The organism is Amycolatopsis cynarae (assembly GCF_026802195.1).
Classification (GTDB): domain Bacteria; phylum Actinomycetota; class Actinomycetes; order Mycobacteriales; family Pseudonocardiaceae; genus Amycolatopsis_E; species Amycolatopsis_E rhizosphaerae.
In genome coordinates, this window is sequence record NZ_CP113836.1 from 2321893 (window position 1) to 2341371 (window position 19479).

Sequence of the window (19479 nt, forward strand, 5' to 3'; positions counted from 1 at the left end):
AGACCAGCCACTCAAGGAGAGCCACGTGAACCACTCCATCGACATCGACGTCGGCGGCACCTTCACCGACTGTTTCGCCACCGCGGACGGGACCTGGGTCAGCGCCAAGGTGCCCACCACCCACCACGACCTCAGCGTGTGCTTTTCCAACGCGCTGGAGGCCATCGCCGGGCAGCTGGGCCGCCCGGTGGAGGACATGCTCGCCGACACGGGGGTGCTGCGGTACTCCACGACGATCGGCATCAACGCGCTCATCGAGCGCACCGGGCCCAAGCTCGGCCTGATCACCACCCGCGGCTTCGAGGACACCATCTACGTCGGACGGTCCCGCCAATGGGGCGACGGCCTGCCCGTGGAACAGGTCCGCGACCTGGCCACCATCCGCAAGCCCGAACCGCTCATCCCGCGCGAACTCGTGGCCGGGATCCGGGAACGGGTCGACTCCAGCGGCCGCGTGCTCATGCCGCTCGACCCCGACGACGTGCGCGAGCAGGTGCAGACCCTGGTCGACCGGGGCGCCACCGGGTTCGTCGTGGCGCTGCTGTGGTCGTTCGCGAACCCCGAGCACGAACTGGCCGTGCAGGAGGTGATCCGCGAGGAGTACCCGGACACCTACCTCGGCAACTTCCCGGTGATCTGCTCCCACCAGGTTTCGCCTCGCGTCGGCGAATACGCCCGCACGATGACCGCGGTCGTGGACGCCTACACTCACGCCGCGCTCAGCGACCAGCTGTTCCGGATCGGTGAGATGTGCCGTAAACGCGGGTACCAGCGCCCGCTGATGCTGGTGCACAACAGCGGCGGCAGCAAGAAACTGACCCGCACGCGCGCGATCGACACGCATGCCGCGGGCCCCGCCGCGGGCGTGTTCGGCACGGCGACGGTGGCGCGCCTCTACGGTCTGGACGACGTGCTGTTCACCGACGTCGGCGGTACCAGCTTCGACATCGCGGTGGTCAGCGGCCGGGCGATCAGCTCCTACGACTTCCGGCCGATCTTCGACCGGTGGCGCGTGCAGGGCTCGTTCGTGGAGACCAAGTCCATCGGGGCGGGCGGCGGTTCGATCGCCTGGATCGACGAGGCGCTCGGCCGCCTCCACGTCGGCCCGCGCAGCGCCGGGTCGATGCCCGGCCCGGTGGCCTACGACCAGGGCGGGGAGGAGCCGACGGTCACCGACGCCGACCTGGTGCTCGGCATGCTCGACCCGGACTACTACCTGGGCGGCCGGTTCCCGCTCGACGTGGACTCCGCGCGGGAGGCGATCACCGACCGCATCGCCAAACCGCTCGGTGTGGACACCGACGAGGCGGCCTGGCGCATCCACCACCTCGCCAACGCCGTGATGGGCCAGGAGATCTTCACCGAGGTCGCGCTCAAGGGCCACGATCCGAAGGACTTCACCATCGTGGCCGCGGGCGGGGCGGGGCCGGTGCACGCCTGCGGGTACGCCGACTTCGTGGGCGCCCGCCGGGTGCTCGCCCTGCCGTTCAGTTCGGTGTTCTGCGCGTTCGGCTCCTCGGGCATGGACGTCATGCACATCTACGAGCGCACCCGGCGGCTCGCGCTCACCCGGTTCATGCAGCCGGACGCGCCCGCCGACCTCGACGCGTTCAACGAGGTGGTGGACGAACTGCGGGCCGAGGCCGAGCGCGACTTCGCGCTGGAGGGCTTCACCCCGGACCAGCTCCACCTGGAGCTGGAGGTCGACATGCGGTTCGGGACCCAGCTCAACTCCACCCGGGTGAAGGCCCCGAAGCCGCACCTGTCCTCGCAGGAGGACGTGGCGGAACTGTGCGCGGCGTTCGTCGACGAGTTCGGCAGGCAGTTCTCGCCGGAGGCGGCCTTCCCGCAGGCGGGTATCGACATCCAGGAACTGCACCTCAAGGCCTGGGTGCCCGCCACGCCGGCGGCGCTTCCGGAGTCCTCTTTGGACGGTCCCGACGCGACTGCCGCGCGGACCGGGAACCGGCCCGTGCACTGGGGGCCCGGCCACGGCACCGTGGAAACGCCGGTGTACCGGCACGAGCGGCTGCGGCCGGGCAACCGGTTCGACGGGCCCGCGATCGTGGAAGCCAGTGACACCACCATCGTCGTGCCGCCGGGCTGGGATCTGACCCTCGACGCCTACGGAACCTGCGTCCTCGAACGCACCACCGGAGAGGAGGTCCGGCCGTGAGCGGACGCGACCTGAGCATCAACGCCCGGCTCAAGCCCGAGCCGTGGACCGACCGCGAGCGGGCCGCGCTGCCCGCCGTCAACGACCACGATCTGTCGATCTTCGCGCACAAGCTGGAGACGACCGCCGTGGAATGCCAGGAGCTGCTGCTGCGGCTCGGGGCGAGCACCGGCGCCCGCTGGGGCGACTCGGGCTTCGCCTTCTATACCGCGCAGGGCGACATCGCGGTGTGCTCGACCGGGATCTACTTCCACGCCTTCCTGCAGCAGATCCCGATCAAGTACACGATGGCGCACTGGCTCGACGATCCGTCGGTGGGCGTGCGGCCCGGTGACGCGTTCTTCAACAACGATCCGCTCTACGGCGGGGTGCACGCCGCGGACATGACCGTGTTCATGCCCGTGTTCGACGGTGAAGAGCTCATCGGCTGGGTCGGCGCGGTGATCCACACCGGCGAGTGCGGCGCGCAGGACCCCGGCGGCGTCACCCTCCGCTCGCGCAACCGGTACGAGGAGGGCATCCTCATCCCGCCGACGAAGATCTGCGCCGAGGGCGTGGTCCGCGAGGACGTGATCAACCTGCTGGCCAACGGTGTCCGCGACCCGCGCATGCTGGTGATGGACATCAAGGCCCGGCTCGCGGCCTGCCGCCGCGGGCAGGAGCGGCTGCTCGACGAGGCCCGCCGCCGGGGCGGCGACTTCGTCGTCGGCGGGCTGCGGCAGCTGATCCAGATGGCGGCCGACGCGGCCAGGGACCGGGTGCGGTCCCTGCCGGAGGCCACCGTGCGCCAGAACGCGTTCCTGGACACGATCGGCACCGGCGACGCGCTGCTCAAGCTCGGCCTGTCGGTGACCAAGCGCGGGGAGAAACTGCACCTCGACCTCACCGACTGCAGTCCCGAGCTGGTCGACAACTCGTCCAACACCTTCCCGCACACCCTGGTCGGCATGTCGGCGACCTACCTGTGCAACTACCTGTTCCCGGATCTCCCGGTCAACAGCGGACTGTCCGAAGTGCTCGACTGGACCTTCCGGGAGGGCACCTTCGTCTCGCCGAGCGCGGACGCCGCGGTGTCGATGTGCCCGAACCCGATGGCCGTGTTCAACCTCGCGTTCAGCCTCGCACTGGCGAAACTGGTCTACGTGCAGTCGCCGGACCGGGCGGTGGCCCCATGGTTCTCCGGGTTCAACATGCCGATCTACGGTGGGATGAACCAATGGGGCGAGCCGGTCTCGGACCTGTTCAGCGAGCTGAACGCGGGCGGCAGCGGGGCGCGCCCGGCCGAGGACGGGGTCAACGTCGCGGGCGCCTTCTTCGCCAGCCTGTCCGACTCCGGTGAAGTGGAGCAGAACGAACTGGGCATTCCGGTGCTCTACGCGTTCCGCAACCGGTTCCTCGCCGACAGCTGCGGTCACGGGCGGCACCGGGGCGGCGCCGGGCTCGACGCGGCCTACATGGTCCACCACGTGCCGTTCCTCATGTTCGGTTCGCTCGGGTTCGGCAGCCGGTTCCCGTGCAGCCTCGGCCTGTTCGGCGGGTACGCCAGCCCCTCGCTGCCCTCGATCGCGGTCAAGGGCGGCGACCTGCTGGAACGGCTGGCGAACCGGGACCCCTCGGTGCCGGCCACCAGCACAGAACTGCTGGACGGCGGGGCGCTGGCGGGCGAGTACCACTACCGGTCGATGAACACCCCGGTCGAGCCCGCCGCCAACGGCGACGTGTACCTGGTGCCGACCGGCGGTGGCACCGGTTACGGCGACGTGCTGGAGCGCGAACCCGCCGCCGTGGTGCGGGACCTGCGGGAGGGCATCGTCACCGCGTGGGCCGCCGAGCACGTCTACGGCGTCGTCGTGGACGAGGCGACCGGTGAGGCCGACGACGTCGCGACCGCGGCGGCACGGGCGGCGATCCGCGCCCAGCGGTTGTCGCGGGGACGCCCGCTCGCCGAGTTCGAGCGCGAGTGGTCCCGGCTGCGCCCGCCGGACGAGGTGCTCGTCGCCTACGGTGCCTGGCCGCACCCCGTCGACGGCCCCGTGCCCCAGGGCGTCATGCGCTGACCCCGTGAGGGGTCCCCTCACGGTCGAAACGACTGTGAGGGGACCCCTCACGGCACGCCCCCTTCCTCGTCCGTCATCGTCGCCGGAGAGAGAACCGTCGTGACCGCACCTCAGCAGGACATCAACGTCCGCCGCCTGCGCTACTTCCTGGCCGTCGCCGAGCACCGGCATTTCGGCCGGGCGGCGGAATCGCTGTGGCTGTCGCCCACCGCGTTGTCGGAGCAGATCCGGAAACTGGAAACCGAACTCGGCGTGCGCCTGTTCGACCGCAACCCGAGGGGCGCGCAGCTGACCGAGGCCGGCGTGCAGGTCGCGGCGGAGGCGCGCGAGGTGCTGGAGGCGGTGGCCCGCCTCGGCGCGGTCACGGCCCGGCACCGGCGGCGCGGGCAGGACGTGCTGCGGCTCGGGTTCGTGACGATGGCGGCGGGGGAGCTCACCTCGCGGATCCTCGCCCGGTTCGAACGGGAGCATCCGGGCCGCGCGGTGGAACTGGTGCACCTGGACTATGGCAGGCAGGCGCAGGCGGTGGCCACGCGCGAGGTGGACGCCGGGATCGTGCGCGGCCCGCTGCGGGATTCGCGCCTGCGCACCGTGCTGCTCGCCACCGAACCGCGCCTGGTGATGCTGTCCCACCGGCATCCGCTGGCCGGGCGCAGCGAGGTGCGGCGCGCCGACCTCGCCGACGAACTGCGCGTCGACACCGAGGGCGTGCCGGAGTACTGGCGGCGGTGGTGGTCCCTGGATCCCGGTCCGGACGGGACACCGCCGCCGTACGGGCCGATCGTGCACACCTTCGAGGAGCAGGTGGAGATCGCCGCGCTGGGCATCGCGATCAGCATCGTCCCCGCCGCGGCCGCCCGCTTCTACCACCGGCCCGACGTCGCGTTCGTCCCGATCGTGGACGCCGAACCGGCCGAGGTGCTGCTGTGCACGCACCTGGAGGAGGACTCGCCGCTGGTCGGTGCCCTGCTCGCCGCCGCGGCGCCGGAAACGGTCAGCGGGGAAGCGGAACCGAGGTGACCCGGGCGAGCTGCTCGATGACCTGCGCGACGTGCTCGACGAAGCGCTCCCGGCCGATGTCGGCGCGCTCGGACAGCCAGTCCTGGAACAGGTAGGCCAGCGCGCCGAACACCGCCTGCGCGTTGAGCGCGACGTCGCGGTCGTCGGCGTCTTCACCGGCCAGACCGGGGCTGCGCAGCGCCTGCGCGATGGTGTCGGTGAACTCGGCGACGAGTTCGCCGCCGCGCGCCGCCAGCTCGGGTGCGGCCAGCGACTCCACGAACAGGACGCGGCCCCGCCGCGGATCCGCGGTGACGAACTCGGTGAACGCACGCACCACGGGACGGACCAGGTCCCCGGCGGCGGGAGCACTGTCCTGGAGTGCCTTTTCCAGCACCGCCTTCGCCTGACGCGCGACTTCGTCCAGCACGGTGACGAGCAGTTCTTCCCGGGCGGAGAAGCTTTCGTAGAAGTAGCGTTCGGTCAGCTTGGCTTCGCGGCACACGCCGCGCATGCTGACCGCCGCCGCACCCTCGGTGCCCATGATCGTGAACGCGGCCTCCACGAGCTGGGCCCGCCGGCGCGCCTGCCGTTCATCGGCGCCGACCCCGCGCCAGGGGCGGCGCGGCGTGCTCGGGGGATCGGTGTGCGCCGCCATGGGCTCATCCTGTCATGGGTGCGCGCGGCCGTCGCCGCGCGGCGGAGCGGTCATTCCCGCAGGGGCGTCCGGGGCTGGATGAACAGCCCTTCCGCCGACACGTAGGTCTCGCCGCCCGCGCCGATCGTGCCCGTCGTGAGGACCTTGCGCCCGTCGGACGACCGGTGCCGCGCGGTCACGGTGAGCTCCTGGTACAGCGGGACGGGACGGTGGTAGTCGAGGGTGAGCCGGGCGGTCATGCCGGGCACCCCCGCCCGGCCGTTCGCGACGCCCATCATGTGGTCCATGAGCAGCGCGGAGATGCCGCCGTGCACGTGCCCCGGCGGTCCTTGGTAGGGCAGCCCCAGTGCCACCGCGCCCCGCACCGTTCCGTCGCCCGCGTCATCCGGGTCGGTGCAGTCGAGCGGCGGGGAGAACGGGTTGCCGGGGCCGGTGACAGGGTTGTACTTCACGGACCGGCTGAACTCCCGCATCTCGCCGAGCCTGTCCTGAAGCGGCGGTGCGCAGCGGTCGAGTTCGTCGGCGATGGCCCGCAGCCGGGCGGCCAGTTCCGCGGCTCGCTCCGCGCAGTGGTCCCCGGCGCGAACCACCGCGTCGACGACGCTGCGCGCCGCGGCGGCGAGCGCTTCGGTCCCGGCGGGCTGGGCGGGGGTGGTGGCCGTCGGCTGGCTCATGGCTACCCTCTCTGTGGTAATCAAGCGCTTGCTTGACAGTAGGAAACCCCGGCGCCACGGACAACCCCCACGTTGTGTCCCACGCCGGTGCGCTTGTGCCCCACGTTCAGGCGCCCGAGTCCCGCGCTCGCGTCTAGAGCGTGAAACTCGGCGGCCGGAAGGTGGGACACGAGGGCCGGGGCCGCGGTCAGCCGAGGCGTTCGATGATGGTGACGTTGGCCTGGCCGCCGCCTTCGCACATGGTCTGCAGGCCGTAGCGGCTTCCGCTGCGCTCGAGTTCGTGCAGCAGGGTGGTCATCAGGCGCGCTCCGGTGGCGCCGAGCGGGTGGCCGAGGGCGATGGCGCCGCCGTTGACGTTGACCCGGTCGGGGTCGGCACCCGACTCCTTCAGCCAGGCCAGCACCACCGGCGCGAACGCTTCGTTGATCTCCACCAGGTCGATGTCGTCGATGCTCAGGCCGGTCCGGGCCAGCGCGCGGGCGGTCGCCGGGATGGGGGCGGTGAGCATCCACACCGGATCGGCGCCGCGGACGGACAGGTGGTGGATGCGGGCGCGCGGGGTGACGCCGTGCTCGCGCACCGCCCGCTCGGACATGATCAGCAGTGCCGCGGAACCGTCGCAGATCTGGCTGGCCATCGCCGCGGTGACGATGCCGTCCTCGGTCAGCGGGGCCAGCGTGGCCATCTTCTCCAGTGAGGTGTCGGGACGCGGGCAAGTGTCCACAGTGGCCCCACCGAGCGGGACGATCTCCCGGTCGAACCGGCCTTCGGAGATCGCGGCCAGCGCACGCTGGTGGCTGCGCAGCGCGAAGGCCTCCATCTCCTCCCGGCCGAGGTCCCAGCGTCGCGCGATCATCTCCGCCGAGCGGAACTGGGAGATCTCGCCGTCGCCGTACCGCCGCCGCCAGCCTTCGGAACCGGAGAACGGGTCGGGGAAGCCGAACTGCTCACCGGTGGTCATCGCGGCGGAGATCGGGATCGCGCTCATGTTCTGCACCCCGCCCGCCACCACGATGTCGGCGGTGCCACTGAGGACGGCCTGCGCGGCGAAATGGACGGCCTGCTGGGACGAACCGCACTGGCGGTCCACGGTGACGCCGGGCACTTCTTCCGGCAGGCCCGCGGCCAGCCACGCGGTGCGGGCGATGTCGCCGGCCTGCGGCCCGATCGTGTCCACGCAGCCGAAGATCACGTCGTCGACCGCCGCGGGGTCCACGCCCGAACGCGTCATGAGCGCGGACAGGGTGTGGGCGCCGAGGTCGGCCGGGTGTACTCCGGCCAGCGCGCCGCGCCGCTTGGTGACCGGCGTGCGGACCGCCTCGACGATGTAGGCCTCGGCCATCGGAGCCTCCCTGCTGACGGGACCGGATGTCCATCCGAGCGTAGCAAGCGCTTGGTTGGCGGACCAGGGCCGTGGCGAAGTCGTACGGGCGTTGGCCGTGAGGGGAACGGCACTTCCGGGACCGGGGGCGTGCCCTCAAGGTGGCCTTGAGGGTGTTTATGACCCTGAAGGTGGCCTTCAGGGCATCCCGGCCCGGCCCCACCGTGGGACTCGCCCGGGTCAGCGGGGGGTGATGCCGTCGAGGAAGGTGGAGACGAAGTCTTCGGCGAAGCGCCGGGCCGGGTACTGCCTGGTCGGCTTGAACCAGCGCACCGACAGCCACAGCGCGTCGCGCAGCAGCCGGTAGAGCACGCGTGGCGGGATGTCGTCGCGGAAGTCGCCGGAGGCCGCGCCCTCCCCCAGCACGCGCAGCCACACCTGCTGCACGGTGGCGGCGGCCGAGGAGATGCGGTCGTAGTCCTCGAGCGAGGTCAGGTAGCTGCCGCTGTTCTGGTAGATCTCGGTCGCGTGCGGGTGGGCTTCGATCACCGCGAGCGAGGTGTGCACGAGTTCGGCCAGCTTTTCGCGGGGTGCGGAGTCGGCCGATACGATCTTCTCGTACCGGGCGACCAGGTCGTCGAGGTATCCGGTGACGATGGCGCTCACCATTTCGTCCTTGGACTTGAAATGGTGGTACAGGCTGCCGGAGAGGATGCCCACCGCGTCGGCGATCTCCCGCACGGTGGTCGCCACGATGCCCTTGGCGGCGAACAGGTTCGCCGCCTGCTCGAGGATGAGCGAGCGTCGATCCCGCGCCCCTGGCATGCCGTTCCCTTCCCGTGGCGAACACATTCGCCGACCAAGCGCTTGTTATATCACGGCCCTCTGCCGCCCGCGTGCGGTCTTGACGGTCCCGGGTCTCCTGGTAGGGTACCCAACCAAGCGCTTGCTACGTCCGCGAGAGAATCCGGGGAACCGCAGATGGCCGACAAACGGATGACGGGGGCCGAGGTGGTGTCGCGGCTGGAGTCCGGGATGACCATCGGGATCGGCGGCTGGGGTTCGCGCCGCAAACCGATGGCACTGGTCCGGGAGATCCTCCGCTCCGAGTTGAAGGACCTGACCGTGGTCAGCTACGGCGGGCCCGACGTCGGCCTGCTCTGCGCCGCGGGCAAGGTCCGCAAGGTGGTGTTCGGGTTCGTCTCGCTCGACTCGATCGCCCTCGACCCCCATTTCCGCGCCGCCCGGCAGGCGGGGGCCATCGAGGTGGCCGAGTACGACGAAGGCATGCTGCAGTGGGGGCTCTACGCGGCCGGTCTGAACCTGCCCTTCCTGCCCACCCGGGCCGGGCTCGGTTCCGATGTGCTCACCCACAACCCGGATCTGCGCACGGTGCCCGATCCGTACGGCGGCGATGAGCTGCTCGCGATGCCCGCGCTGCGCCTGGACGCGGCGCTGATCCACATGAACCGGGCGGACATCCACGGCAACGGCCAGTTCCTCGGCCCCGACCCGTACTTCGACGACCTGTACTGCATGGCCGCCGACCAGGCCTTCATGTCCTGCGAGAAGATCGTGCCGACCGCCGAGCTGACCGCCGCCGCGCATCCGGCCACCCTGCGGATCAACCGGCTGGTGGTGACCGGCGTGGTCGAGGCGCCCGGCGGCGCCCACTTCACCTCCTGCGTGCCGGACTACGAGCGCGACGAGGAGTTCCAGCGCGAATACGTCCGCGCGGCGGCCGATCCGCGGGCCTGGCAGGAGTTCTCCGAGCGTTATCTCGCCGAGGAGGTACCGGCATGACGGGCACGATCGACCAGGCGGGCGAGGCCGTCGCCACCGCGACGCGAGCCGAAGTGTGCGTCGTCGCCTGCGCGGAAGCCTTCCGGGACAACGGGGAAATGGTCGCCAGCGCCTTCGGCACCATCCCGGCGATCGGGGTGCGCCTTGCCCGCGCCACCTTCTCGCCCGATCTGCTCATCTCCGACGGAGAGGCCCAGATGGTGCGGGGCGTCTGGCCGGTGGGGGAGCCCGCCTCCGGCGAAGTCGAGGCGTGGACGCCGTTTCGCACCATCTTCGACCTGGTGTGGCACGGCAAGCGCCACGTCATGATGATCCCGTCCCAGGTGGACACCTACGGCAACACCAACATCTCGGCCATCGGGGACTACGCCAAACCGAAGGTGCAGTTGCTCGGCGTGCGCGGTGCGCCGGGCAACACGGTCAGCCACCCCACCAGCTACTGGGTTCCGCGTCATTCCCCGCGCGTGTTCGTGTCCGAAGTGGACATGGTCGCCGGGGTCGGCAACGACCGGGCCGCGGAGGCCGGTCCCGCCGCGGCCCGCTTCCACGACCTGCGGCGCGTCGTCACCGACCTCGCCGTGCTGGACTTCGCGCCGGACGGTGCGCTGCGGCTGGCCTCGGTCCACCCCGGGGTGACCGTGGAGCAGGTGCGGGAGGCCACCGGCTTCCCGCTCGCCGCCGAGGGGGAGGTGCCCCGCACCCGCCTGCCCACCGCCGAAGAACTGCGCCTGATCCGCGAGGTGCTGGATCCTCGCGGGCTGCGGGACAAGGAGGTCTCCGGATGACCCTGCCCGCCCTGCGTACCAGGGCCTGCGAACTGTTCGGTGTGAAGTACCCGATCGTGCAGACCGGGATGGGGTACGTGTCCGATCCGGCGCTGACGGCGGCGACCGCCGAGGCCGGCGGACTCGGCATCCTGTCCGCGGCCCTGCTCACCTACGACGAACTCGCCGCCGCCATCGAGGCGGTGCAAGCGAAGACGGACGCGCCCTTCGGCGTGAACCTCCGTGCCGACCAGCCGGACGTCGAGCGCCGCATCGACCTGCTGATCAGCACCGGGGTGAAGGTGGCGTCGTTCGCGCTGGCGCCACGCCAGGACCTGATCGGCAGGTGCAAGGACGCCGGCCTGGTCGTGGTTCCCTCCATCGGGGCCCGCAGGCATGCGGAAAAGGTCGCGGCCTGGGGCGTGGACGCGGTGGTCGTGCAGGGCGGTGAGGGCGGCGGGCACACCGGCGGCGTGCCGACCAGCCTGCTGCTGCCCCAGGTGGTGGACGCGGTGGACATTCCGGTGATCGCGGCAGGCGGTTTCTTCGACGGGCGCGGGCTGGTGTCCGCGCTGGCCTACGGCGCGGCGGGGATCGCGATGGGCACCCGTTTCCTGCTCACCACCGACTCCCCGGTGGCGCAGCGGGTCAAGGAGGTGTACCTCGCCAAGACGGTCAACGACACCGTGCTGACCAGCCAGGTGGACGGGGTGCCCCAGCGCGTGCTGCGGGCGGGCACGGTGGAGAAGCTCGAAAGGAGCTCGGCACCCGGCCGGTTGCTGCGGGCCGCCCGCAACGCCTACGCCTTCCGCAAGCTCTCCGGTACGAAGTGGACGGAGATGATCCGCGAGGGACTGGCCATGCGCAGGCGGCAGGACCTGAGCTGGAGCCAGGTGGTGATGGCCGCGAACGCGCCGGTGCTCTACCGTTCGGCACTGCTGGACGGGCGGGTGGACGTCGGCGTGATGGCCACCGGTCAGGTGGTCGGCCTGATCGACGACCTGCCCAGCTGTGCGGAGCTGATCGAGCGCATCGTCACCCAGGCCGAGCAGGTGCTCACCCGCCTGGCCGAGCAGGAGGAGCAGGCCGATGTAGTCTGAGCGGGCGACCGCGCCCGGCCACGAGATGGTCGAACGCACGGTGCAACCCCGACGGGGTGGCCGAGATCGTGATGGACACCCCGCCGGTCGACGCGTTGCCAGTGGCCGGATGGTTCGCGGTGGCCGAGGCGCCCGGCGCCGCGGGTGCCGACGAGAGCGTGCGCGCGGTGGTGCTGCGGGCGCGGGGCCGCGGGTTCAACGCGGGCGTGGACATCAAGGAGATGCAGCGCACCGAGGGGTTCACCGCGCTGCTCGGCGCGAACCGGGGCTGTTATGCGGCCTTCAAGGCGGTGTACGGGTGCCCGGTGCCGGTGATCGCGGCGGTGCACGGATTCTGCCTCGGCGGCGGGATCGGCCTGGTGGGCAACGCCGACGTGATCGTGACGGCCGACGACGCGACCTTCGGACCGCCCGAAGTGGACCGTGGCGCGCTGGGCGCGGCCACCCACCTGGCCCGCCTGGTGCCGCAGCACCGGATGCGCGCCATGGTCTATCCCTCTGCCGCCGCGACCGCGGCCGAACTGCACGCCTACGGCTCCGTGCACACCGTGGTGCCTCCCGCACGGTTGCGGGAGGCCGCGCTCGCGCTGGCCCGCGAGATCGCGGCCAAGGACCCCACGGTCATCCGGGCGGCCAAGGCCTCGCTGAACGGGATCGACCCGTGGGACGTCAACCGCAGCTACCGCTTCGAGCAGTGCTTCACCTTCGAGCTCAACCTCGCCGGCGTGTCCGACCGGATCCGCGACGAGTTCGTCGGGCGCTCGGGCCCGGCCTCCTGACCTGACCCGAGGTGTCCGGCGGCACGGGGACACCGCGCGCCGCCGGACACCTCCTCACGCGCCGGTGTAGCTCTTCAGCACCCGCCTGGTGGACGCGAACAGCATGCCGATGTTCACCGACTTGGGGCACACGACGACCGCGACGATGTCCTCGTTCTGGTTGTTGCGGACGAAAAGGTGCGTCAGGTTCGCGCTGTTGACCAGGATCTCCTGGAAGTAGTGCTCGCTGCTGGTGACGCCGCGGCGCTCCTTGAAGATGTCCTCGATGGTCAGGACGGTGCGGCCCTGGAACAGGTCGAGGGTCGCCCCGGCGAGCAGGTCGAGCACCTCGGACGGGTGGTTGTCGGTGGTCTCGACGGCCAGGAGCATGCCGGTGGCCATGTCCACGACGCCGGAGGCGAGGCAGTCGGGGACCTCCTGCCGCAGCCGCTTGACCACGTGGACGATCTGGTCGGACATGTTCTGCATACCGGGAGTTCCTGCTTTCTTGGTCGGAATGCCTGACGGGGAACCGGGGATGGCCGCTCGCCTCAGCTCGCGGCCGCCTCCGGGGCGGAGAAGATGGCGGCGATGCGCTCGATGGTGGGCTGGGCTTCCTGGTGCAGCCTGCCGATCTGCAGGCCCTCGTCGCCCAGCACCGCCATGAGCGCGCCGTCGCCCACGGCGTACAAGGCCAGGTAGCCGGCACTGCTGTACACCACGTTCTGGCGGAAGACGCCCTGACCGAGTGCCGCGCTGGTGCGGCGGGCAAGGCCGAGCCCGGCCGCCGCGAGCGCGGAGAGGCTTTCGGTGTCGACCGTCTCCTCGGCGTCGGCGACGACGAGAAGCCCGTCGACGGCGGCGAGGAGGCTGTTGGTCACGCCCGGGACCCGCTCGCGGAGCGCTCTCAGTTCGGTCAGCGCATGGTGGATCATGGATTTCCTTTCTCGTGCTGCGGGTGCTCGCCGGGCCGGGACCGGATCAGGTTGAACAGGCGGGGCAACCCGTGGCGCGCCGCGTGTTTGGGCGCGACGGCCGGGGCCGGGCCGTCCGGTTCGGTCCGCTCGGCAGGCGAGGACTCCGGGGTGGGCGGGGGGAGTGGAATGAGCGCGCCGGGGGCCGCCGTCTCCGCGGGCCCGCTCGATCCGGGACGGCGGCGCGGCGGCAGGCCCGCAGTCTCGCCGGCCGGACGGGGGGATGGTGCGGGGACGGGGGCGGCGGCCGCCCGGACTCGCGGGATCGGCGCCCGTCCCGGGATCGGGGTGGGCGCCGGGGGCTGGACCGGGATCTCCACCAGGCCCTCACCGAGCAGCCGGGAGATCTCGACCGTCACCGGGTAGACGCCGCGGCAGATCAGGAAGGCGAGGTCCCGTGCCGTGCGACGGCCGTTCGCCTGGGCGAGGATCTCTCGCCGGAGTTCGGTGAGCGCGCCTTCGTCGAGGCTCTTGCCCGGCACCGGCGCGACGCGTTCACGGTGCGGGGCCACGGGGATGGGCAGTGAAGCGAGCGCGTTGAGCCGCCGCTCCGTCTCCTGCAGCAGCGAGTCGGTGTCGGCGTCGTGGGCCAGTGGCAGCGGGACGTCGACCGGTTCGCGGTCGATGACGTACCCCTCGACCATGCCGGCCACGGTGGCGAAGGCGGCGTCGCGCGCCGCCATCATCGACAGCACACGCAGTTCGGTGGCGCCGACGCTGCCGTGCGCCACGAGCTCGGCCTGCGGCGAGCGGCCCTCGGCCGCCGCGCGCAGCGCCGCCGTCCAGGCCTCTTCGCCGACGCGGCCGGACCGCAGCAGCAGTGCGTCCGCTCCCGGCGCCCCCGGGCTGTCCACTGCGACCACGATTCCCCTGCGCAGATGGAAAACACCGCCCGGGTTGCCCATCAGGTGCAGTGCGCCGGAGATCCCGTCGAGACGGCAGCGAGTCAGGGCGCGAGCCAGGACGTCGAAGGCGGCTCGGTCCTGGATCCTTCCGGTGCCGGTCAAAGCGCTCCCTGCCAGGTAATGCCGGCGGGAAATCTGACGGAGGTGGTGCCGGCGGGTGTCCGACTATATGCCATAAGACTCTTGCGGACCTCCTGCCGGGGGCTGCAAGGTCGCCGTTCTCGGCAATTCGAACACCTCGTCTGCTGCCTTCAATTGCGTATGAAACCCTTGATGAACAGGGAAAATACGCCTCGTTCGGATCGCGACCCGGTGATCCGAAAGCGATTGACTACTCTGGAGTAGGTGAAATGAGCAAGCGCTCACCACAAGGTGGAAAAAGTAAAAATTAACCCGCCCGAACCCGTGGTGGAGACTTTCTGTCAAGCCGTTTCAGGCCGGGCCGGTGACGGTGGTGCCGCCGTCGGGCCAGACCACCAGGCCGCGACGGCCCGGCCGGGTGCCGAGCCACCGCGCCGCGTCCGCGCCGTGCGCGTAGGCCGCGGTCGCCTCGATGTCGGCCCAGGTGAGCGTGTCCGCGATGACGGTGACCGAGGCGACCCCGGCAGGGGGCCGCCCGGTCCGGCCGTCCACGAGATGCCCGCCGCGGTGCGCGGTCCCCGAGGTGGCCACCCCGCCCGAGAACACCGGCACCACGGCGATGATCCGGCCCGGATCCAGCGGGTCTTCGATGCCGATGCGCCAGGGCGGGGCCGACGGCCGGATCGTGCGGCAGGTCAGGTCACCACCGGCGGACAGGCAGAAGTCGGTCGCGGGAAGCGCGATCAGGGCGGCGGCGGCCCGGTCGACCGCCCAGCCCTTCACCACCCCGCTGGGGTCGAGCACGAGCCGCCCGTCCGGCCCGGGGCGGCGGATGCGGAAGGCGCCGTCCGACTGGGCTTGGGCGAGCGCACCGAGCTCGAGCACCTCGCCGACCTCCGGCGGGCACTCGTCCTCGGTGATCTCCCCGCGGTCCAGCCGGGAGACCGCCGAATCGGGCCGGTAGGTGCTGAACACCCGGTCGGCTTCGCGCAGCGAGGCCAGCACCTCCGCCCACGCCGCGCGGGCCCGCTCGTCGTCCGCGTGCCGCCCCCGCAACGCCAGGCTGATCGGCATGCCCATGACGTGCTCGACGTAGCGGGCGACGGGTTCCGGCCCGGACGGGGCGGTCACAGCCCGGCCTGGTCCAGCGCGCCCTGCAGGGACTGGACGTAGCCCTCGCTGGTCACCGTCGCGCCGCTGATCATGTCGATGTTGGCGCTCTGCGCGCTCAGCGTGCTCCGCACCAGGATCGGCAGCGCGTAGCTGTTGATCTGCCGGTCCCGCCCGTTGTTGTCCGGGTAGTCGACCACCGACACGTTGGTGATCTTCTTGTCCGCCACGGTGATCTGGACCTGCACCGGTCCCCACCGTGTGTCGACCGACGGGCCGGTGTAGGTCTTCGACCCGGGTGCGGGCGAGCCCGCCGACGTGCCGCCCGTGCTCGGTGCCGTGCCCGTGTTGCCCTTCGGGGTCGCGGGTCCGGTGCCCGCGGCGTTGCCCGAAGCACCGGAGGTCGAGGTGTGGTAGCCGAACAGGAGCGCGACCAGGCTGACCGTGCTGAGGAACCACAGGACGATGCGTTTCATGGGATCACCACTGGAAGTTCTCGATGTGGAGTTGTGCGGCGGGCACACCCGCGGCTTCGGCCGTGCGGCGCACGGCCTCGGTCCACGGCTGCGGTCCGCAGAGATAGACGTCGCGCGCGGCCAGGTCCGGAACCCAGTGGGTGAGCGCGGTCAGGTCGTCGGCGGTGCCGACGCCGTCCCCGAGCCAGGAATCGGGTGCCCGCCGGTGGCCCGGCAGCGACACGACCCGGAGCCCGCGTTCGCGGGCCAGGATCCGGAACTCGCGGTCGAACAGCGGCTCGGCGGTGAACCGGTGCAGCAGCACCACTTCACCCGGCCCGTATTCGAGCCCCTCGGCCAGCGCCCGGAGCGGGGCCACGCCCACCCCGGCGCCGATCAGCGCGACGCCGCGACGGGTCCTGGTCCGGGCGGAGAGCCGCCCGAACGGGCCCTCGAACAGCACCCGGGTGCCCGGGCGCAGCGCCGGCGTCCGTGCGCTGTTGTCCCCGAGCTCCTTCACCGAGATCCGCAGGCTCCGCCCGTCCGGGGCGGCCGACAGCGAGTACGGGTTGCCGCGCGTGAAGCCCTGCCGGTCCAGGAAGCGCCAGACGAAGAACTGCCCGGCCTGGGCGGGTAACCGGTGCAGGTCACGCCCCGTCAGGTACACCGAGTACACACCATCGCCCTCCGGTACCACGGAGGTGACCCGCAGGCGGTGACGGGCGTTGCGCCACAGGGGCAGCGCGACCCGCCAGACCAGCACCGCCGCCGCGGTGACCGCCCACGCGGACCACCAGTACAGCGTGGCGCCCGGGGAGGCCAGGAATTCCTGCCCGGTCCACAACTGGTGCGGCAGGGCCAGCCCGACGCCGAGATAGGCGTAGAGGTGCAGCAGATGCCACGACTCGTAGCGCAGTTTGCGCCGGGCGGCCTTGAGGCTGGTGACCACCACCATGATCAGGCAGACCGTGCCCGCCAGCGCCAGGAGCATGCCCGGGTAGTCCGTGGTGAGGTCCCAGAAGGTGGCGGGGACTCCGCGCAGGCTGCCCGAGGCGTAGCCCCAGGTGATGAGTACGAGGTGGGCGAGCATCAGGTTGAACGAGGTGAACCCGGTCAGCCGGTGCAGCCTGATCAGCTGGTCCTGGCCGAAGGCGCGCTCGAGGACCGGTAACCGGGCCAGCAGCAGGACCTGGGCCAGCAGCAGGTCGGCGGCGAGCAGGCCGGTGAGCCTGCCCGCCGAGGTGAGTCCGGTCTCCCAGCCGGTCATCGCCTGGAACCCGCCCCCGGCAGCCCACCAGTAGGCCACGAGCAGCAGGCTCAGCCACAGCACCGAGCCCGCCGCGAGGCGCACGCCCGCGTCGGCCTTGGCGGTCCGGGACAGCGCGGCGGGCAGGAGCGGGGCCAGGCCCCGCTCCTGGACGGTGGTCATGCCGACTGCCGGGTGGTGGTCGGCGTCGTGCTGCGACGAGAGCCGCGACCGCCATCGCTCCGGTCACCGTCGAAGTCGGGCGGCACGCCGTTGCCGAAACCGCCGTCGTCCGCACCCGGGAAACCACGGCCGCCGTAACCGTCGCCGTCGCCGTCGCGGTCGCGGTCGAAGCCCGGATGGCCGCCCCGCTGCCGTTCGATCCCGGCAGTGCCGGTGCCGCCGGTACCGCCGGTGCCCGCGGTGGCGTGCCCGATGGCGAACCCGCCCGCACCGCCTGCCAGCAGCAGGCCGATCGCGGCCGCGGCGAACAGCCCCTGGCGGCGGAGCCGGGTCGTTTTGGCGGCCTTCGCGGCCGGATCGGCGACCGGCACCGCGGCGGCGGTGCCGGCCGGCACCGAAGCGGCCTCGGGCCAGACCGGCGCGGCCGGCGGCACCGGGGGGTGTGCTCCCGCGGTGCCCGCCTGACCGGCGCTCGCCGCGCTCAGCGGCGCCGTTTCCCGGGCGTTCCCCTGAGCCGACCCCGAGGACGGCTCAGGGGAGGGCTCCCAGCGGGAACCGCTGTGCGGTTGTTCCTGGTCGTGCATGGTGCTCCTTCGGTCCTGACCTAAACCATGGTGAGCGCCCATGCTGAAATCCAGCCGTGGCTGACCTGTGTACCGGCTGTGTGAGTGGTGATCAGGGCTCTTCGCGCGAGGCGGCGGCCGCGTCGCGCATGCGGTCGAGCCAGGTCTCCAGCACCGCCGGGTCGAGCGGGAGCACCGAGGCCTGGAACTGCCTGCCCAGTTCCCGCAGCATCTCCAGCCCTTCCCAGCCGGCCACGAACTCGTCGTCGATCGGCTCCAGCAGTCTGCCCAGTGCGGGCCCGGCGCCCCGTCGCGACACCAGGGTCCGCCACTGGCCGAGGAACTTGCGGAACTCCTCCAGCCGGAGCCCCGCCTCGGCGACCAGCGTGGCGACGTCGTGCAACTCGTGGTTCACCTGCCGGGCACGCTCGGACATCTCCAGGACGCCATCGTGCAGGGCGTCGCACAGCAGCGGCACCTCGCTCAGGGACGTGTGCGGTGCCAGCCCGTCCACCACCTCGGCGGCGAACGCCGCGACCATGTCGTTGTGCAGGTGCGCCAGCGCGATCCGGAAGCGCAGGTCCGCGACGAGCGAGCCGAGCCGTGCCAGCCGGGGGACCAGTTCCTCCAGCGCGCCCACCGCCCGGTCCATGGGCTGGGCCATCACCCTCGCCACGTTCTTGAGCACCGGCGCGGTGGCGACCACGGTCTCCGACGCGTACTGCGCCGCCCCGACCGCCTTGTTGAGGCGCCGCGCCACTTCCAGCACCCGGGAAGAGGCGTGGGACAGCCGGTCGCACAGCGTCCGGTAGCTCTCGAGCCGTTCGACGAGCTCACCGAGCTGTCCCTCCAGCGCACCCGCGGTGCGCAGCACCTCGGCCGTGGGCCCGTGGCCGTGAGGCCGGGCGTAACCGGTCGAAGCCAGCCTGCGCCGCACCCCGACCTCGAAGGACAGCGCCTCGGCCAGGAACTCGTCATGCGAACCGAAACCGAGCGTGCCCAGCGTCCGCTGAAGGTGCTTCAGGCCGGCTTCGGCCGTCTCACGCCGGTTCAGTCCTTCGGCGCGCGCCTGCTGTTCGACCGCGAGCGTCTGCCGGTAGATCTGCTTCGCCGCCTCGAACAGCGGCCCCTGCGGTGCGACCCGGACGGAGAGGAACCCGTCGCCGAGCGGGGTCACCGTGGCGAAGACCCAGTAGCTTTCGCCGTCCTTGGTCAGGTTCTGCACGTACACGCCCGCCGGTCGGCCGCTCAGCAACCGGTCCCAGAGCAACCGGAACACGCCCGCGGGCATGTCCGGGTGCCGCACGATGCTGTGCGGCGCGCCCGTGAGGTCCTCCAGCGGGAAGCCGGAGATCCGCACGAAGACCGAGTTGCCCGTCCTGATCAGCCCGCGCCGGTCGGTCGTGGAGAAGAAAAGTTCGTCTGGTTTCACCACCGGCGCATCGCCACCGGGACCGGCCGAGTAGCCGCCCACCATTTCCGCACACCTCTCGTTCCTGCCCACCACATCGGCCGGCCCTGCCCCGTCCGCCCCGGCCACCGAGGGAAACGTAGGCCACCGCCCGTTTTCCACCGGAACGGACCCTGGGATGGCGGTTTTTGACGTCGCTGGGGATCCGGCCGGGTGCAACGGGTCGCGAAATGAAGGGAAA

At 71.5% G+C, this 19479-nt stretch carries 19 protein-coding genes; 7 read left to right on the forward strand and 12 right to left on the reverse strand.

Features of this window, described 5'->3' with window-relative positions; all coding sequences use genetic code 11:
* Positions 1-25: 25 nt before the first annotated feature.
* The 3 genes from ORV05_RS10985 to ORV05_RS10995 all read left to right on the forward strand — a co-directional run bounded on the left by ORV05_RS10985 (position 26) and on the right by ORV05_RS10995 (position 5253).
* Positions 26-2176, forward strand: a complete 2151-nt coding sequence (locus tag ORV05_RS10985; protein WP_268758352.1) for a hydantoinase/oxoprolinase family protein — start codon at positions 26-28, stop codon at positions 2174-2176.
* Positions 2173-4233 (forward strand): hydantoinase B/oxoprolinase family protein, encoded by a 2061-nt coding sequence (locus tag ORV05_RS10990; protein ID WP_268758353.1) that lies wholly within the window; start codon positions 2173-2175, stop codon positions 4231-4233. Before ORV05_RS10985 ends, ORV05_RS10990 begins: the two co-directional genes overlap by 4 nt.
* 99 nt (positions 4234-4332) lie before the next feature.
* The gene (locus ORV05_RS10995; protein WP_268758354.1) at positions 4333-5253 is read left to right on the forward strand and encodes a LysR family transcriptional regulator; all 921 of its coding nucleotides are present in this window, start codon (positions 4333-4335) and stop codon (positions 5251-5253) included.
* Here the strand turns inward: ORV05_RS10995 and ORV05_RS11000 are convergent.
* From ORV05_RS11000 to ORV05_RS11015, 4 genes are all read right to left on the reverse strand, one after another.
* Entirely contained in the window at positions 5228-5890 is a 663-nt protein-coding gene (locus ORV05_RS11000) for a TetR/AcrR family transcriptional regulator (RefSeq protein WP_268758355.1), read from the reverse strand. The genes ORV05_RS10995 and ORV05_RS11000 overlap by 26 nt on opposite strands.
* 50 nt (positions 5891-5940) lie before the next feature.
* A complete protein-coding gene (locus tag ORV05_RS11005) occupies positions 5941-6564 on the reverse strand; it encodes a PaaI family thioesterase (protein WP_268758356.1) in 624 nt (207 codons plus the stop codon).
* 187 nt (positions 6565-6751) lie between these two features.
* On the reverse strand, positions 6752-7906 hold the full coding sequence (locus ORV05_RS11010) for an acetyl-CoA C-acetyltransferase (RefSeq protein WP_268758357.1): 1155 nt from the start codon (positions 7904-7906) through the stop codon (positions 6752-6754).
* 219 nt (positions 7907-8125) lie between these two features.
* Positions 8126-8710, reverse strand: coding sequence for a TetR/AcrR family transcriptional regulator (locus ORV05_RS11015; protein ID WP_268758358.1), 585 nt, complete (start codon positions 8708-8710; stop codon positions 8126-8128).
* A 156-nt stretch (positions 8711-8866) separates the two neighbouring features.
* On the opposite strand from ORV05_RS11015, the gene ORV05_RS11020 reads away from it, so the two are divergent.
* From ORV05_RS11020 to ORV05_RS11035, 4 genes are all read left to right on the forward strand, one after another.
* The gene (locus ORV05_RS11020) at positions 8867-9688 is read left to right on the forward strand and encodes a CoA transferase subunit A (RefSeq protein WP_268758359.1); all 822 of its coding nucleotides are present in this window, start codon (positions 8867-8869) and stop codon (positions 9686-9688) included.
* Positions 9685-10473, forward strand: a complete 789-nt coding sequence (locus ORV05_RS11025) for a CoA-transferase subunit beta (RefSeq protein WP_268758360.1) — start codon at positions 9685-9687, stop codon at positions 10471-10473. The genes ORV05_RS11020 and ORV05_RS11025 overlap by 4 nt, the downstream gene beginning before the upstream one ends.
* Positions 10470-11552 (forward strand): NAD(P)H-dependent flavin oxidoreductase, encoded by a 1083-nt coding sequence (locus ORV05_RS11030; RefSeq protein WP_268758361.1) that lies wholly within the window; start codon positions 10470-10472, stop codon positions 11550-11552. Before ORV05_RS11025 ends, ORV05_RS11030 begins: the two co-directional genes overlap by 4 nt.
* Before the next feature lie 71 nt (positions 11553-11623).
* Positions 11624-12331: an enoyl-CoA hydratase family protein gene (locus tag ORV05_RS11035; RefSeq protein WP_268759758.1), complete on the forward strand. Its 708-nt coding sequence runs from the start codon at positions 11624-11626 to the stop codon at positions 12329-12331.
* Positions 12332-12385: 54 nt separating this feature from the next.
* On the opposite strand, the gene ORV05_RS11040 is transcribed toward ORV05_RS11035, so the two are convergent.
* The 8 genes from ORV05_RS11040 to ORV05_RS11075 all read right to left on the reverse strand — a co-directional run bounded on the left by ORV05_RS11040 (position 12386) and on the right by ORV05_RS11075 (position 19304).
* Entirely contained in the window at positions 12386-12799 is a 414-nt protein-coding gene (locus ORV05_RS11040; protein ID WP_268758362.1) for a hypothetical protein, read from the reverse strand.
* 62 nt (positions 12800-12861) lie between these two features.
* Positions 12862-13245, reverse strand: a complete 384-nt coding sequence (locus tag ORV05_RS11045) for a roadblock/LC7 domain-containing protein (protein WP_268758363.1) — start codon at positions 13243-13245, stop codon at positions 12862-12864.
* A complete protein-coding gene (locus ORV05_RS11050; RefSeq protein ID WP_268758364.1) occupies positions 13242-14291 on the reverse strand; it encodes a hypothetical protein in 1050 nt (349 codons plus the stop codon). The genes ORV05_RS11045 and ORV05_RS11050 overlap by 4 nt, the downstream gene beginning before the upstream one ends.
* Positions 14292-14621: 330 nt before the next feature.
* The gene (locus tag ORV05_RS11055; RefSeq protein ID WP_268758365.1) at positions 14622-15401 is read right to left on the reverse strand and encodes an FAD:protein FMN transferase; all 780 of its coding nucleotides are present in this window, start codon (positions 15399-15401) and stop codon (positions 14622-14624) included.
* Positions 15398-15856 carry an FMN-binding protein gene (locus ORV05_RS11060; RefSeq protein WP_268758366.1) on the reverse strand — a complete coding sequence of 153 codons (459 nt, stop codon included), beginning with the start codon at positions 15854-15856 and terminating at the stop codon, positions 15398-15400. The genes ORV05_RS11055 and ORV05_RS11060 overlap by 4 nt, the downstream gene beginning before the upstream one ends.
* Before the next feature lie 4 nt (positions 15857-15860).
* Positions 15861-17264, reverse strand: a complete 1404-nt coding sequence (locus ORV05_RS11065; protein WP_268758367.1) for a ferredoxin reductase family protein — start codon at positions 17262-17264, stop codon at positions 15861-15863.
* Positions 17261-17848 (reverse strand): hypothetical protein, encoded by a 588-nt coding sequence (locus tag ORV05_RS11070; RefSeq protein ID WP_268758368.1) that lies wholly within the window; start codon positions 17846-17848, stop codon positions 17261-17263. The genes ORV05_RS11065 and ORV05_RS11070 overlap by 4 nt, the downstream gene beginning before the upstream one ends.
* A 91-nt stretch (positions 17849-17939) precedes the next feature.
* Positions 17940-19304 carry a PAS domain-containing protein gene (locus tag ORV05_RS11075; RefSeq protein WP_268758369.1) on the reverse strand — a complete coding sequence of 455 codons (1365 nt, stop codon included), beginning with the start codon at positions 19302-19304 and terminating at the stop codon, positions 17940-17942.
* Between the last annotated feature and the right edge of the window lie 175 nt (positions 19305-19479).